The 14,426-nt window shown below is 68.6% G+C and carries 12 protein-coding genes, 3 pseudogenes and 1 riboswitch; of the genes and pseudogenes, 14 read left to right on the forward strand and 1 reads right to left on the reverse strand.

Features of this window, described 5'->3' with window-relative positions; all coding sequences use genetic code 11:
- Positions 1–89: 89 nt before the first annotated feature.
- From BW737_RS19160 to thiD, 6 genes and pseudogenes are all read left to right on the forward strand, one after another.
- A pseudogene (locus tag BW737_RS19160) lies at positions 90–1,756 on the forward strand (RNA polymerase sigma factor).
- 83 nt (positions 1,757–1,839) lie between these two features.
- Positions 1,840–1,928, forward strand: a riboswitch (TPP riboswitch).
- Complete coding sequence (locus tag BW737_RS20235; protein WP_257210764.1) at positions 1,918–2,160, forward strand: hydroxyethylthiazole kinase; 243 nt, start codon at positions 1,918–1,920, stop codon at positions 2,158–2,160. (Overlaps the previous riboswitch by 11 nt.)
- Before the next feature lie 146 nt (positions 2,161–2,306).
- Entirely contained in the window at positions 2,307–2,501 is a 195-nt protein-coding gene (locus tag BW737_RS20240) for a hydroxyethylthiazole kinase (protein WP_257210765.1), read from the forward strand.
- Between the two features lie 5 nt (positions 2,502–2,506).
- Positions 2,507–2,767 (forward strand): hydroxyethylthiazole kinase, encoded by a 261-nt coding sequence (locus BW737_RS20245; protein WP_257210766.1) that lies wholly within the window; start codon positions 2,507–2,509, stop codon positions 2,765–2,767.
- A gap of 117 nt (positions 2,768–2,884) precedes the next feature.
- Entirely contained in the window at positions 2,885–3,418 is a 534-nt protein-coding gene (locus tag BW737_RS11405; RefSeq protein ID WP_257210767.1) for a thiamine phosphate synthase, read from the forward strand.
- A pseudogene (gene thiD, locus BW737_RS11410) lies at positions 3,415–4,244 on the forward strand (bifunctional hydroxymethylpyrimidine kinase/phosphomethylpyrimidine kinase). The gene BW737_RS11405 and the pseudogene thiD overlap by 4 nt, the downstream one beginning before the upstream one ends.
- 31 nt (positions 4,245–4,275) lie before the next feature.
- On the opposite strand, the gene BW737_RS11415 reads toward thiD, so the two are convergent.
- The gene (locus BW737_RS11415) at positions 4,276–4,554 is read right to left on the reverse strand and encodes a DUF7455 domain-containing protein (protein ID WP_086615151.1); all 279 of its coding nucleotides are present in this window, start codon (positions 4,552–4,554) and stop codon (positions 4,276–4,278) included.
- 203 nt (positions 4,555–4,757) lie between these two features.
- Between BW737_RS11415 and BW737_RS11420 the strand changes: the two genes are divergently transcribed.
- The 8 genes and pseudogenes from BW737_RS11420 (at position 4,758) to BW737_RS11450 (ending at position 14,423) form a co-directional block, all read left to right on the forward strand.
- On the forward strand, positions 4,758–6,590 hold the full coding sequence (locus tag BW737_RS11420) for an ATP-binding protein (RefSeq protein ID WP_257210768.1): 1,833 nt from the start codon (positions 4,758–4,760) through the stop codon (positions 6,588–6,590).
- Positions 6,578–6,973: a hypothetical protein gene (locus BW737_RS18605; protein WP_257210769.1), complete on the forward strand. Its 396-nt coding sequence runs from the start codon at positions 6,578–6,580 to the stop codon at positions 6,971–6,973. The genes BW737_RS11420 and BW737_RS18605 overlap by 13 nt, the downstream gene beginning before the upstream one ends.
- A 52-nt stretch (positions 6,974–7,025) precedes the next feature.
- Entirely contained in the window at positions 7,026–8,081 is a 1,056-nt protein-coding gene (locus tag BW737_RS11425) for a GNAT family N-acetyltransferase (RefSeq protein WP_086615152.1), read from the forward strand.
- A 92-nt stretch (positions 8,082–8,173) separates the two neighbouring features.
- Positions 8,174–9,903: pseudogene (locus BW737_RS11430) on the forward strand (CTP synthase).
- A gap of 238 nt (positions 9,904–10,141) precedes the next feature.
- Positions 10,142–11,149 carry a LacI family DNA-binding transcriptional regulator gene (locus BW737_RS11435; protein ID WP_086615153.1) on the forward strand — a complete coding sequence of 336 codons (1,008 nt, stop codon included), beginning with the start codon at positions 10,142–10,144 and terminating at the stop codon, positions 11,147–11,149.
- A 100-nt stretch (positions 11,150–11,249) separates the two neighbouring features.
- The gene (locus BW737_RS11440) at positions 11,250–12,545 is read left to right on the forward strand and encodes an extracellular solute-binding protein (RefSeq protein ID WP_086615154.1); all 1,296 of its coding nucleotides are present in this window, start codon (positions 11,250–11,252) and stop codon (positions 12,543–12,545) included.
- 20 nt (positions 12,546–12,565) lie between these two features.
- Positions 12,566–13,477: a carbohydrate ABC transporter permease gene (locus BW737_RS11445; protein ID WP_257210770.1), complete on the forward strand. Its 912-nt coding sequence runs from the start codon at positions 12,566–12,568 to the stop codon at positions 13,475–13,477.
- A gap of 1 nt (position 13,478) precedes the next feature.
- Positions 13,479–14,423, forward strand: a complete 945-nt coding sequence (locus BW737_RS11450; RefSeq protein WP_086615155.1) for a carbohydrate ABC transporter permease — start codon at positions 13,479–13,481, stop codon at positions 14,421–14,423.
- Positions 14,424–14,426: the final 3 nt, after the last annotated feature.

The raw sequence follows: 14,426 nt of genomic DNA on the forward strand, positions 1-14,426 counted from the left end.
CCGGTGAGACCGTTTGGGGTCTCGCGTAGACTACGCCGAGGCTCCGTGCGCCGCTCCGGCCGAACCGTCTGCTCCGCGAAAGGAAATCCGTGGCTACTTCCACAGCTGCTCCTGCTCCCACAACCAGGCGGGAGCGTGTCGAATTCGCCGACGACGTTGACGAGGCCCTTGAGGAGAAGCAGGACGTCGACCTGGACGACCTCGACGAGGAGGACGACCTCGTAGAGGATGAGGACGACGACTTGGTGGAGGACGACGTTGACGACGACGTCGACGAGGATGAAGAGGACTCCGATGCGGACGAGCCGGAGGACTCCGAGGAATCTGAGGCCCCTGCCCCCGAGTTGCGCGACTACTACCTGGACGTGTCCTTGGAGGAGAACGGCGACGGCACCAAGCGCCACCCCTTCAACACTCCCGCCGCGCTGAAGAACGTGCGGCTGGCGCCCGGCGCCACCCTGTTCGTGCGCAGCCGCACCGTCGTCGAGGGCCTGGAGATCTCCGGTGACGGCACCCTGGAGGACCCGATCACCCTGGCCCCCTATGGGCACGGGCCGGTGCCCCGCTTCATCATCCCCGGCGAGGAGGAGCCCGTCGTCGCCCGTGAGTTCCTCACCCAGAACGGCTACATCTTCCGCGGTTGGGTGATCAAGGGAATCAAGATGAACCCCTCCATCGCCGCCCTGACCGGCGAGCTGGACCGCATCCGCCGGGAAGAGGCGGAGAAGGCGGCCAACAAGAAGTCGCGGAAGTCCAAGGGGGATAAGGACAAGGACGGCTCCTTCACGGTCTCCGACTCCGACGAGGGCGACGAGCCCGCACAGAAGGTCGTCACCGCCGGCGCCACCGCGGACCCAGTCAAGGACTACCTAAAGCAGATCGGCAAGGTCGCCCTCCTCAACGCCGCGCAGGAGGTCGAGCTCGCCAAGCGCATTGAAGCGGGTCTGTACGCCGAGCACCTGCTGGCCACCGAGGGCAACGACCTGGACGCCAAGTACCGCCGCGAGCTGCACTGGGTGGCTCAGGACGGCCAGCGCGCCAAGAACCACCTGCTGGAGGCCAACCTGCGCCTGGTCGTCTCCCTGGCCAAGCGCTACACCGGCCGCGGCATGCTCTTCCTGGACCTGATCCAGGAGGCAACCTCGGTCTGATCCGCGCCGTGGAGAAGTTCGACTACACCAAGGGCTACAAGTTCTCCACCTACGCCACCTGGTGGATCCGCCAGGCCATCACCCGCGCCATGGCGGACCAGGCGCGCACCATCCGCATCCCCGTCCACATGGTCGAGGTCATCAACAAGCTCGCCCGCGTCCAGCGGCAGATGCTGCAGGACCTGGGGCGCGAGCCCACCCCGGAGGAGCTCGCCGTCGAACTGGACATGACGCCCGAGAAGGTCGTCGAGGTGCAGAAGTACGGGCGCGAGCCCATCTCCCTGCACACCCCGCTCGGTGAGGACGGCGACAGCGAGTTCGGGGACCTGATCGAGGACTCCGAGGCCGTTGTTCCCGCCGACGCCGTGTCCTTCACGCTGCTGCAGGAGCAGCTGCACGCCGTCCTGGACACCCTGTCCGAACGGGAGGCGGGCGTGGTCTCCATGCGCTTCGGCCTGACCGACGGCCAGCCCAAGACGCTGGACGAGATCGGCAAGGTCTATGGGGTGACCCGCGAGCGTATCCGCCAGATCGAGTCCAAGACCATGAGCAAGCTGCGTCACCCCAGCCGCTCCCAGGTGCTGCGCGACTACCTGGACGACTGAGCCGCAGACCATCGCATCGGCCCGCAGCCCAACCGCCCCGGAACCACCCGGTTCCGGGGCGGCCTTCTGCTTGCTATCGTTGTGCCCACGACACGGGGTGCCGCAAGGCTGAGAACAAACCCGTTGAACCTGTTCAGATAATGCTGACGAAGGGATGTCGCATGACGCAGCACGCGTGTATCAACACGCATCCGAAGGAACGCCCGGCGGCTGCGGCACCGTCCTCGGGCCCCGCGGCTTTGCTGCAGGCCTTGCGTGCCGATACGCCACTGGTGGCCTGCATCACCAACGCGGTCGCCACGAACTTCACCGCCAATGTGCTTCTGGCCGTCGGGGCCGCGCCCGCCATGGTTGACATCACCGGGGAGGCGGGTCCCTTTGCCGCCGGCGCTCCGCCCTGCTGATCAATCTGGCACGCCCCAGCCTGAACAGCGCGCCGCCGCTTTGGAGGCCGCCGTCGCCGCGCGCGTCGCCGCCGTCCCCTGGGTGCTGGACCCGGTTGGCGTCGGCACCCTGGTTCACCGCACCGGGCTCGCTCACCGGCTGCTGGATGAGCAGCCACCGTTATCCGTGGCAACGCTCGGAGATCATCGCCCTGGCCGCGGGCGGTGCCGGCGGGCGTGGGGTGGAGACCGCCGACACCGTGGATTCCGCCCTGGATGCCGCCCGGGCACTGTCGGCGCGGACCGGTGCCGTCATCGCCATCTCCGGTCCCGTTGACGCCGTCGTCGACGCGCCCGAGTAACCCGGGTGGGCGGGGGCTCCGCCCTGCTGACCCGCGTCACCGGGGGCGGCTGCGCCCTGGGCGCCCTGGTGGCCGGGTTCATCGCCGCCGGACGCACCGTAGGTGCCGATGCCCACGCCGCAACCGTGGCCGGTCACGCCGTCTACAGTGCGGCGGCCGAGATTGCCGCCGAGACCGCCGCGGGTCCCGGCTCCTTCCAGATCGCCCTCCTGGACGCCCTCTACGCCCTGGATGCCGACGACGTCGCCAGGGTCCCGATCTCATGAGGCCCGCTCCCGACCTGCGGGTCTACCTGGTCACCGACGCGACCAGTGCGGCTCCCGAGGCCGCACCGTCGCCGACACGGCCCGGGCGCCGTAGCCGGCGGTGCCACCTGCGTGCAGGTGCGCGCCAAGCACGCCGGCGGTGCCGACTTCCTCACCCAGGTGCTCGCCGTAGCCCGCGCCGTGGGCGAAGCGGTCCCGGTGATCGTCAACGACCGCGTCGACGTGTTCCTGGCTGCCCGCCGCCTGGGGGCGCCGGTGGCGGGCGTGCACGTGGGCCAGAGCGATCTGCCTGCCGCCGTGGTGCGCGAGCTCATTGGCGACGGCGCCTACCTGGGCCTGTCCGCCGCCGCCCCCGAGGAGCTGCGTGCGGCGCAGGAGGAGGACGTGTGTGATCATGTGGGCATCGGTGTCGTGCGGGCCACCGCCACCAAGGCCGACTCCCCGCCTGGGCTGGGCGTGCATGGCGTCTCGCGCCTGGCCGCCTGCATCGACCTGCCGTGCGTCGCCATCGGTGGTGTCACCGCAGCCGATCTGCCCGCCCTGCGCGCCGGCGGACTGGCCGGGGCCGCCGTCGTATCCGCCATCTGCCGGGCGGATGATCCGCGGGAGGCCGCACAGCAGCTGCGTGAGGCGTGGGAGGCCCGGCCATGACCGCCCCGATCCCCAGGGCACTGACCATTGCCGGATCCGACCCCTCCGGGGGCGCCGGCATCCAGGCGGACCTGAAGACCATGGGGGCCCTCGGCGCCTACGGCATGAGCGTGGTGACGGCGCTGACCGCCCAGTCCACCCGTGGAGTCGCCGGCGTGCACGCCGTGCCCGCGGACTTCGTGCGCCTGCAACTGGACACACTGTTGGCGGACATCACCCCCGACGCACCAAGATCGGCATGCTCGCCACCACCGACCTGGCCGAAGCGGTGGGGGAGTACCTGCCCGGTCTGGCCAACACCGTCCTGGACCCGGTCATGGTGGCCACCTCCGGGGACCGCCTGCTGGGCGCCGGCGCCCTGGCGGCGCTGCGCCGCCTGTGCACACGGGCGGACCTGATCACCCCGAATCTGGCGGAAGCGGCCGCACTGCTGGGCTGCGAGCCGGCCGTGAACACCACCGAGATGCGTCGCCAGGCGGAGGCGCTGCTCGCCTCCGGCGTGCGGCGGGTACTGCTCAAGGGCGGCCACCTGGCCGTGCATGCCGCCGACGTGTACGCCGACGCCGACGGCACGGTGCTGCTGCCCGGTCGGCGCGTGCACACTCACAACACCCACGGCACGGGCTGCACGCTGTCGGCCGCCGTCGCCGCCCTGCGTCCGCAGCGGGACGACTGGATTGCGGCGGTACGGGACGCCAAGACGTACCTGACCGGGGCGCTCGCGCACGCCGATACGCTCGGCGTCGGCCACGGACACGGCCCCGTGCACCACTACTACGCCCTCTGGCCGATCCGGCCAGAGGGCGTAGGCAGCAAGTCGGGATAAGCCGGCAGACACGCCGGCGGTCGACAGTCGGTCAGGCGACCTCGTCGGGGCGGGTCAGGCGGTCGGACTCATCCTGGATGAACAGGGCCTGGTGCTCGAGGGCATCCCGGTGAGCGTTGCCGTGGTGGGCGCAGAACAGCAGCTCTCCGGAGGCGAGAACCACGCGCAGGTACGCCTGTGCACCGCAGACATCGCAACGATCGGCGGTGGTGAGCGGACGCGTCTCGGTCGCCGCGGAGGGGCCGGTGGCCTGTGCGGGCGCGGTCGTCGGAGCGGCGACCGTGGGGGAGATTGGAGTTGTCGTGCTCATGGCTCGATTCCACCATCATCCGGCCCCTCCGCCAACGCCGGGCAGCCCATTTCCGCCCGGGGCGCACCCCCTGCGCCCACGGCGAACGGCGGGAATCCGACCGCTGGTCGCGGACCCGCCGGTCCCGGCTCCGGACGAATGCCACATCCGCGGCAACGGCGCGGGTTTCCGCTCCCGCCCCCGTAATCGGCTAAGTTCGGGGCGTGCCAGATTCCTCCCAGTCCTACTCCGCCCGCCACCTCTCCGTCCTGGAGGGGCTCGAGGCCGTACGCAAGCGCCCTGGCATGTACATCGGCTCCACCGACCAGCGGGGCTTGATGCACTGCGTGTGGGAGATCATCGACAACGGCGTGGACGAGGCCCTGGAAGGCTACGGCGATCGCATTGACGTGGTGGTCCACGCCGACGGCTCCATCGAGGTGCGGGACACCGGACGGGGCGTGCCGGTGGACGTCGAGCCCTCCTCCGGCCTGACCGGCGTCGAGCTGGTCTACACCAAGTTGCACGCTGGGGGGAAGTTCGGTGGCGGCTCCTACGGCTCGGCCGGCGGCCTGCACGGCGTGGGCGCCAGCGTGGTCAACGCCCTGAGTGCGCGCATGGACGTGGAGGTGGACCGCGGCGGCAAGACCTATGCCATGAGCTTCAGGCGCGGCGTACCCGGCGTCTTCACCGATCCTGCCGCCGGCCCCACTCCCGCCGCCCCCTTCGCGGAATACACCGAGGCCTCCCAGCTGCGCGTGGTGGGCAAGGTGCGCCGCGGCGTCACCGGCACCCGGGTGCGCTACTGGGCCGACCCGGAGATCTTCCCCGCACCCGCCCAGTACGACATCACCGCCCTGCGCGCCCGGCTGCGGCAGACCAGCTTCCTCGTGCCCGGGCTCACCCTCACCCTCACCGACGAGCGCGCCCCGGAGGCGATCGCCGCCGCCTCCGGCCCCGCCGCAGGCGACCCGGCTCTGAGCGTCAAGGCCGCGCACGCCTCGGCGTCGGCGGGAGACCTGTTCACCGCGGGTGCTGCGGAGCGGGAGGGGACGGAGGTCTTCCACGCCGAGGGCGGCACCGCCGACTTCGTCGACTTCCTGGCCACCGACGGTTCCGTTACCGACACCTTCCGCCTGACCGGCGAGGGCACCTACACCGAGACCGTCCAGCAGCTCGATAAGCGCAGCGGGCACCTGCGGCCCACCGAGGTGGAGCGCACCTGCACCGTGGATGTCGCCCTGCGCTGGGGCATCGGCTACGACACCACCGAGCGTTCCTTTGTCAACATCATCGCCACCCCCATGGGCGGCACCCACCTGACCGGCTTCGAGCAGGCCGTCACCAAGGTGCTGCGCAAGCAGATCGACGCCAATTCCCGCGCGCTGAAGGTGACCAGCCGCGACGGGCGCATCGAGAAGGACGACATCCTGGCCGGGATGACGGCTGTCATCACCGTGCGCGTGCCCGAGCCTCAGTTCGAGGGACAGACCAAGGAAGTGCTGGGAACCGCGCCCGTGCGGCAGATCGTCGCGCGAGTGGTGGAGAAGGAACTCACCGCCCTGCTGACCTCCTCCAAACGGGACCTGAAGACCCAGTCGCGCGCCCTGCAGGAGAAGATCGTCGGGGAGATGCGCGCCCGCGTATCCGCCCGCATGCACAAGGAGATCACTCGCCGCAAGACGGCCCTGGAGACCTCCACCCTGCCCGCCAAGCTGGCCGACTGCCGCTCCGACGACGTCGCCTCCTCCGAGCTGTTCATCGTCGAGGGCGATTCGGCCCTGGGGACCGCCAAGAACGCCCGCAACAGCGAGTTCCAGGCCCTGCTGCCCATCCGCGGCAAGATCCTCAACGTGCAGAAGGCCTCCCAGGCGGACATGCTGCGCAACGCCGAGTGCTCCGCCATCATTCAGGTGGTCGGGGCCGGTTCGGGGCGCACCTTCGACTTGGACGCCGCCCGCTACGGCAAGGTCATCCTCATGACCGACGCGACGTCGACGGCGCCCACATCCGCACTCTGCTGCTTACACTCTTCTTCCGCTACATGCGCCCCATGATCGAGGCCGGTCGGGTCTTCGCCGCCGTTCCCCCGCTGCACCGCATCGAGGTTTCCGCCCAGGGGCGACGCAAGCGCGAGGTCATTTATACCTACTCCGACGAGGAACTGGTCACCACGCTGCGCAAGCTGGAGAAGCAGGGCCGCACCTTCAAGGAGCCGCAGCGATACAAGGGCCTGGGGGAGATGGACGCCCACCAGCTGGCCGAGACCACCATGGAGCCCGAGCACCGCACCCTGCGGCGCATCACCCTGAGTGATGAGGCTGAACTGGCCGAGGCGGAGAACGTGTTCGAGTTGCTCATGGGCTCCAACGTGGAGCCGCGACGCGACTTCATCATTGAGGGCGCCGCTGACATCGATCGCGAACGCATCGACGCCTGAGCCATTTGCCCGTACCCTTAAAATCGGCCCGGTCTCGTCGAAGGAGACGCATATGACACCTGTTTACGGCTCAACGCGCCGCACCGGCCCGGGCGGTCCTTGGTCGATGCTTCGTCCCGGCCCGCGCTCTGCGCTGCCCCGCATGCTCACCTGGGCGCCACTGGGTCCGCGCGACAATGCCGAGCTGGCCGAGTTGATCGCCCGTTCCGAGGCGGCGGACAACCCCCCGTACCGCACCAGCGCCCAGGAGACCGCCGAGTACTTTGTGGACCCCACCTATTCTGGGGTGGCCGGCCGGGATGAGAACGGGGTCATGCGCGCCTTCGGGCTGGTGCGACTGCGACCGGCCGGGGAGATCTATGCCTCTATGACCGGGACGGTGGATCCGCAGTGGCGCCGTCGCGGCATCGGGGTGGCGCTGCTGCACTGGCAGACCGAGCGGGCCCGCCACCTGATCGGTGCCGAGCGGGCTGGCGTATCCGCGGGGTCCGCGGCCGCCACCGCGCCCGCACACATCGTCACCACGGTTCTGGAAGACGATGAGCGGATGAAGGACCACCTGGCCGAACTGCGCTTCGAACCGCGTCGCTGGTATCGGGAGGTGCGCCGTTCGCTGGCCGAGCCCATCCCGGAGGTGGACCTGGACGGCTTTCTGACCATTGAGCCGTGGGCGGAGGAACTCGACGACGCCGTGCGCCGCGCCCACAACCAGGCCTTCGCCGACTCCGGCGGCGGCAGCATGAGCCCGGAGGAGTGGCGAGCCGGGCGCGCCTACTTCGCGCCCCAGTGGAGCTTCGTGGCGCTGGACCGATCCGGGGACCGTGCCCGGGTGGCCGGCTATGCGCTCTCCAGCCGCTACGAGCAGGACTGGGAGGCGCTCGGTTGGCGGGAGGGCTACACCGATGTGATCGGCGTGTTGGCCGACTACCGCCCCCGCGACGTCGGACCGGCGCTCCTGTGCGCCGTCATGCGCGCCTATGCGGCCGACGGCATGGAGTATGCCGCGGCCGGATTCGAGTCCGACGACCCGAGCGGCGCCGTCGACCTGTTTCTTGACCTGGGGTACACCGCCACCCGCGGCACCATCCTGTACGGCCTGGACATGTAGGTACCGGCCCGGCTGAAGTGGGCGGTCGCCGGACAGTCGCTGGAGGACGTATGCGTCGGGCGTGTTTCATCTAGGTGCTACGTTGGAGGTCCGTGAACCACACCCCTGCACGTCCGGGCGGGAAGACCCCCGCCATCCCCCGCCACATCTTCGTCACCGGCGGTGTCGTATCCTCTCTCGGCAAGGGTCTGACCGCCTCCAGCCTGGGGCGCCTGCTGCGGTCTCGCGGCATCAGCGTCGCCATGCAGAAGCTCGACCCGTACATCAACGTCGACCCGGGCACGATGAACCCCTTCCAACATGGGGAGGTCTTCGTGACCGAGGACGGGGCCGAAACCGATCTGGACATCGGCCACTATGAGCGCTTCCTCGACGTGAACCTGTCCGGGGCCGCCAACGCCACCACCGGTCAGATCTACTCCACCGTGATCGCCAAGGAGCGGCGCGGGGAGTACCTGGGGGACACCGTCCAGGTCATCCCGCACATTACCGACGAGATCAAGCGGGTCATGCGCGCCCAGGCGGAGCCGGATGAGAACGGCGCCGTCCCCGACGTGATCATCACCGAGATCGGCGGCACCGTGGGCGACATCGAGTCCCAGCCCTTCCTGGAGGCCGCCCGGCAGGTGCGCGCCGACCTGGGGCGGGACAACGTCGCCTTCGTGCACGTATCCCTGATCCCCTTCCTGCCCGCGGCCGGCGAGCTCAAGACCAAGCCCACGCAGCACTCGGTGGCCGCACTGCGCAGCATCGGCATTCAGCCCGACGCGCTCGTGCTGCGCACCGACCGGCCCCTGCCGGACGGTATTAAGAGCAAGGTCTCGCTCATGTGCGACGTCGAGCGGGACGCCGTCGTGGAGTGCAGAGACGTCGACAGCATCTACGAGGTGCCGCCCACCCTGCACCGTGAGGGCCTGGACGCTACCTGGTCCAGCGCCTGAACCTGGCCTTCCGGGATGTGGATTGGACCGAGTGGAACGCCCTGCTGGAACGGGTGCACGCCCCGAAGCACCGCCTGGAGGTGGCGCTCGTCGGCAAGTACATCGACCTGCACGACGCCTACCTGTCCGTCACCGAGGCGATCCGGCACGGCGGCTTCGCCTGCGACGCTCATGTGGACATCCGCTGGATCGCCTCCGACACCTGCGAGACGCCCGAGGGAGCCCAGCGGTGCCTGGCCGGGGTCGGTGCCGTCGTAGTCCCCGGCGGCTTCGGGGTGCGCGGCATCGAGGGCAAGGTGGGTGCCCTCCGCTGGGCCCGCGAGCACCAGGTGCCCACGCTCGGCCTGTGCCTGGGACTGCAGTGCATGGTGATCGAGGCGTCCCGCAACCTGTTGGGCCTGAGCGGCGCCTCCTCCACCGAGATGGAGCCGGACACGCCCGACCCGGTGGTCACCACCCTGGACTCCCAGCGCCGCTTCGTCACCGGTGGGGGAGACCTGGGCGGGACCATGCGCCTGGGCGCCTATCCGGCGGTGCTCACGTCCGGCTCCCTGGTCGCGGAGGCCTACGGCGCCACCGAGGTATCCGAACGGCACCGGCACCGTTTCGAGGTCAATGGTGCCTACCGCGAGCGGCTGGAGGAGGCGGGGCTGCACATCTCGGGTACCTCCCCGGACGGGCAGTTGGCCGAGTTCGTTGAGCTCGATAGGTCGCTGCACCCCTATTACGTGGCCACACAGGCGCATCCGGAGTTCAAGTCGCGCCCCACCCACGCCCACCCCCTGTTCGCCGGACTTATCCGGGCCGCCCTGGAGCGGCGCCGCGGCGTGTACGCATCCCACCGTGGCGCCGACGCGGCCGATTCCGCTTCGGTCGACTAGACGCCCGAACCGTGCCGGTGGCGGCGGCGACGAGGTGCTCTGCTGACGGGTCCGAATGCCTGGTGCGCGGGGCGCGCAGCTGGGCCACTGCCAACGGCTGAGCGGCCATGTCCCGTGACTCGCACCTTAGCTATATCTATCCGTGACGTTAATCGATTGACTTAACTTCGTCGAGGGTCGCACACTCATGCCAACGGGCGAAACAGCCCGGCTCGCTGATGAGCTGACAGGAGGAGCGATGACGACTCTCGCCGATGTTGCGGATGCCGCGCAGGTCTCCACTGCTGCTGCCTCATTGGTGCTTTCCGGCAAGGCGAAGGGACGGGTCTCGGCGCAGACCGCTGCACGCGTACGCGCGGCGGCCGACGAACTCGGCTATGTGCGTGATGCGCTGGCCGGCGGCATGCGCAACCGGCGCACCCACACCGTCGGGGTGCTCGGCGAGAGCGTGCTGTCAACCCCTTATGCGGTTGCCATGATCGACGCCATCCTCACCGCCAGTCGGGAACTCGGCTGGTCTGTGCTACTGACCGACTCCGGGGGAGATGCGGAACAGACCCGCCGGGCCGTGCGCGAGCTGCGCTCGCGCCGAGTGGACGTAATCGTCCATGCCGCGATGTACCACCAGCAGGTGCACGTCCCCGCCGAACTGAACAATGTGGCGGTGCTGAACGGCTTCGCGGATCGGGATGACGTCGTCGGCGTCGTACCGGATGAGGAGGCTGCCGCCCGGGACGCCGTGACCCACCTGCTGGACCTGGGGCACCGCAGGATCGGGCACATCACCCACGACGACACCACCATCGCCATCGGGCTGCGGCGCACCGCCTACGAGGACGCGCTGCGCGAGGCGGGAATCACCCCCGATCCCTCCCTCGTGATCAGCGGCGGCAATAACCCCGAGGGGGCCGACGCCTCCGCCCGGCTCCTGCTCGAGCGGACGGATCGTCCCACCGCCGTGTTCTGCTACAACGACGGCATGGCCGCGGGTGTGTATCGCGTGGCCGCCGCGCTGGGCCTGTCCATACCGGAGGACCTGTCCGTGGTCGGCTTCGACGACCTGCGGCTGATCTCCACCAACCTGTCGCCGCAACTGACCACCATGCGGCTGCCCCACTACGAGATGGCCGACTGGCTGGTGCGCCGTCTCATTACGGGTGACCTGCCCGACCCGGTCGCCACCCACCGCTTCCCCTGCCAGCTCATTATCCGCGACTCCACCGCTCCGGCGCCCGTCGGAGCCTGAGACCGCTGAGGGCCCGGCCCTCCCACTAAGCCCCGGGATCGCCCCGATCCCGGTCAACCATCCCGGTTAACCATCGCAATGACACACGAAGGAGTGTTCCATGTCCACCTCCCGCCGCACCTTCCTAGGCCTCGGCGCCACCGCCGCCGTGGCCGCAACCCTCGCCGCCTGCTCCTCCCAGCAGGGCAGCTCCGGATCCGCCTCCTCCGGCACCATCAGCCTGTGGACCCACAACGGCGGCAACAAGGAGGAGCTCGCCGTCGTCAAGAAGGCGGTCGCCGCCTTCAACGCGGCCAACCCCGACACCCCCGTCGAGATTAAGGACTATCCGCAGGCCTCCTACAACGACTCCATCGCCGCCGCGGCCGTGGCCGGCGACCTGCCCGACATCCTCGACCTGGACGGCCCCATCATGCCCAACTGGGCCTGGGCCGGCTACCTCGCCCCGCTGCAGATCTCCTCCGAGCTGGAGGAGAGCATCATCGACTCCGCCAAGGGCTACTGGAACGACACCCTGTACTCGGTGGGGCCCTACGACACCTCCCTGTGCTTCCTGGGCCGCAAGTCCGCCTTCGAGGCCGCCGACGTCCCGATCCCCACGATTGACAAGCCCTGGACCAAGGACGAGTTCGACGACGCCCTGGCCAAGCTGGCCGAGCTGCCCGACTACGAGTACGCCATTGACTTCTCGGTAGCGGACACCGCGGAGTGGTGGCCCTACGCCTATGCCCCCATGCTCCAGTCCTTCGGCGGTGACCTGATCGACCGGGAGACCTTCGCCACCGCCGAGGGCTTCCTCAACGGTGACGCCGCCGTGCAGTGGGGCGAGTGGTTCCGCTCCTGCTTCACCAATGGCTACGCCTCGCAGACTCCCGCCACGGACGGGCAGGACTTCCTGCAGGGTAAGGTCCCGCTCTACTACGCCGGTGGTTGGAAGGTGCTCCAGTCGCAGGAGACCTTCGGTGAGGACGAGGTCCTCATCCTCCCGCCCGTCGACTTCGGCCAGGGCGCGCACGTGGGCGGCGGCTCCTGGCAGTGGGGCGTTTCCGCCACCAGCTCCAACCCGACGGCGGCCAACGCGTTCATCGAGTTCCTCATGCGAGACGAGTACCTGGTCGAGTACTCCAACGCGATTGGCAACTTCCCCTCCGTGCCCTCGGCTACGCCCAGCACCGAGTACTACGCCGAGGGTGGTGCGCTCGAGCCCGTCTACGAGATCGGCACCAAGTACGCGCTGCTGCGTCCCGCCACGCCCGGGTACAAGGTGATCTCCTCGATCTTCGACAAGGCCGCCCGCGACATCGTGTCCGGCGCCGACGTGAAGTCCACCCTCGACCAGGCGGTCAAGGACATCGACGCCGACATCAAGTCCAACAACGGCTACCAACAGGGCTGATGCTCATGTCCATCGCATCCGTGAAACCTGCGAAGCTGCGCGGCGGGCGCTCTGCCGCGCTGCGCAAGGAGGCGCGCACGGCCTGGCTGATGTCCTCGCCGGCTCTGCTGCTGCTCCTGCTGTTCCTGGGCATCCCGATCGTGCTGACATTCGTGCTGAGCTTCACTAACGCACGCTTGATCTCGCCGAACCCGCCCGAGTTCATCGGACTGAACAACTTCATTCGTGCCTTCAGCGCGGACCCGACCTTTATCCGCTCACTGACCAACACGGCCTTCTTCGCGCTCATCGTGGTGCCGTGTCAGTCTGGGCTTGCCTTGGCGCTGGCGATCCTGGTCAACCAGAAGGTCAAGGGGGTGACGGCCTTCCGCACCATGATCTTCATGCCGGTGGTCACCTCCATGGTGGTCGTCTCCATCCTGTGGAGCTTCTTCTACCAGGACAACGGTCTGTTCAACTCCGTGCTCAACACCCTCACCGGCGGCGGCTGGTCCGCCGTCGCCTGGCTGAACAACCCCGGCACGGCCATGCCAGCCATCATCGTGCTGTCCATCTGGCAGGCCGTCGGCCTGCACATGATCATCTGGCTGTCAGGGCTGCAGGGCATCGACCCGGCGCTGTACGAGGCGGCCGCCCTGGACGGCGTCAACGGCTGGCAGCGCTTCCGCTACGTGACCTGGCCCGGGCTGCACTCCACCATGGTGTTCATCCTGGTCACCATTACCATCGCCGCACTCGGACTGTTCGTGCAGGTCGACGTCATGACCTCAGGCGGCCCGCAGGACGCCACCTCCACGCTCGTCTACCACGCCGTGCGCAAGGGCTACCGGGAGCAGGACATGGGCTACGGCAGCGCGATCTCACTGATCTTCTTCATCGCCGTGCTGGTGATCAGCCTGATCCAGCGCCGCCTCACCAGGGAGAGTGACTGACATGACCACGGCAGTGACCAAAAGCAGTAACGCCCCCTCTGTGGAGCGCTCCTCTCGCCGGCGAGGCCGCCTCGCCACCAAACGCCGCTCCAAGGTCCTGACCTACATCGGGCTGACCGTGGCGGCCATAGTCGCCGTCTTCCCCCTGCTGTTCATGATCTTCTCCTCCTTCAAGAGCGACAGCCAGATCTTCGCCGACCTCGGCTCGCTCAAGGCGTTCCTGCCGGTGGGGGATTTGAGCCTGGACAACTACGCGGGCGTGTTCGATCGCGTACCCGCCGGACGCTTCATCGCCAACTCGGTGATCGTAACCGTGGCGATCGTGGGCCTGGGCCTGATCGTCAACTCCATGATTGGCTTCGCCATCTCGCGCATGCGGTGGAAGGGCAAGAACATCGTGCTCTCCCTGGTGCTGGCGACGCTGATGGTGCCCTTCGAGACCATCGCCGTCCCGCTGGTGTTCTGGGTGGCGAAGCTGCCCTCCATCCAGTGGGCCGTCGACGGCTTCCTGCTCAAGCAGGGCATGCTCAACACCTACCAGGTGCAGATCCTGCCCTACATCGCCAACGCCCTGGCCATCTTCCTGTTCGCCCAGCACTTCGGTGACATCCCCAAGGAGATCGACGAGGCGGCGCGGGTGGACGGTGCGAGCTGGTGGACCATCTACCGCAAGATCATCGTCCCGCTGTCAGGCCCCACATTTGCAACGGTCGCGATCATCACCATGCTGCCCGCGTGGAACTCCTACCTGTGGCCGCTAATGGTGGTGCAGCAGGAGTCCATGCGTCCGGTGAGCGTCGGAATGCAGTACTTCTTCCAGCTCAACCCCGTGTGGGGGCAGATCATGGCCTACGGCACGCTGATCACCCTGCCCGTGCTGATCATCTTCGTCATCTTCCAGCGGTCCTTTGTGCAGTCGCTCGCGGGCACCGCGGTAAAGGGGTGAGCA

It is taken from the genome of Actinomyces ruminis (genome assembly GCF_002154335.2).
GTDB classification, from domain to species: Bacteria; Actinomycetota; Actinomycetes; order Actinomycetales; family Actinomycetaceae; genus Actinomyces; species Actinomyces ruminis.

What these genes read in the sequence shown, in the direction of transcription:
- BW737_RS11415 (WP_086615151.1), bottom strand. Translation starts at nt 4,554, where the DNA reads ATGAGCACGACAACTCCAATCTCCCCCACGGTCGCCGCTCCGACGACC.
- BW737_RS20240 (WP_257210765.1), top strand. Translation starts at nt 2,307, where the DNA reads ATGAGCAGCCACCGTTATCCGTGGCAACGCTCGGAGATCATCGCCCTG.
- BW737_RS11440 (WP_086615154.1), top strand. Translation starts at nt 11,250, where the DNA reads ATGTCCACCTCCCGCCGCACCTTCCTAGGCCTCGGCGCCACCGCCGCC.
- BW737_RS11435 (WP_086615153.1), top strand. Translation starts at nt 10,142, where the DNA reads ATGACGACTCTCGCCGATGTTGCGGATGCCGCGCAGGTCTCCACTGCT.
- BW737_RS11450 (WP_086615155.1), top strand. Translation starts at nt 13,479, where the DNA reads ATGACCACGGCAGTGACCAAAAGCAGTAACGCCCCCTCTGTGGAGCGC.
- BW737_RS20235 (WP_257210764.1), top strand. Translation starts at nt 1,918, where the DNA reads ATGACGCAGCACGCGTGTATCAACACGCATCCGAAGGAACGCCCGGCG.
- BW737_RS18605 (WP_257210769.1), top strand. Translation starts at nt 6,578, where the DNA reads ATGCGCCCCATGATCGAGGCCGGTCGGGTCTTCGCCGCCGTTCCCCCG.
- BW737_RS11425 (WP_086615152.1), top strand. Translation starts at nt 7,026, where the DNA reads ATGACACCTGTTTACGGCTCAACGCGCCGCACCGGCCCGGGCGGTCCT.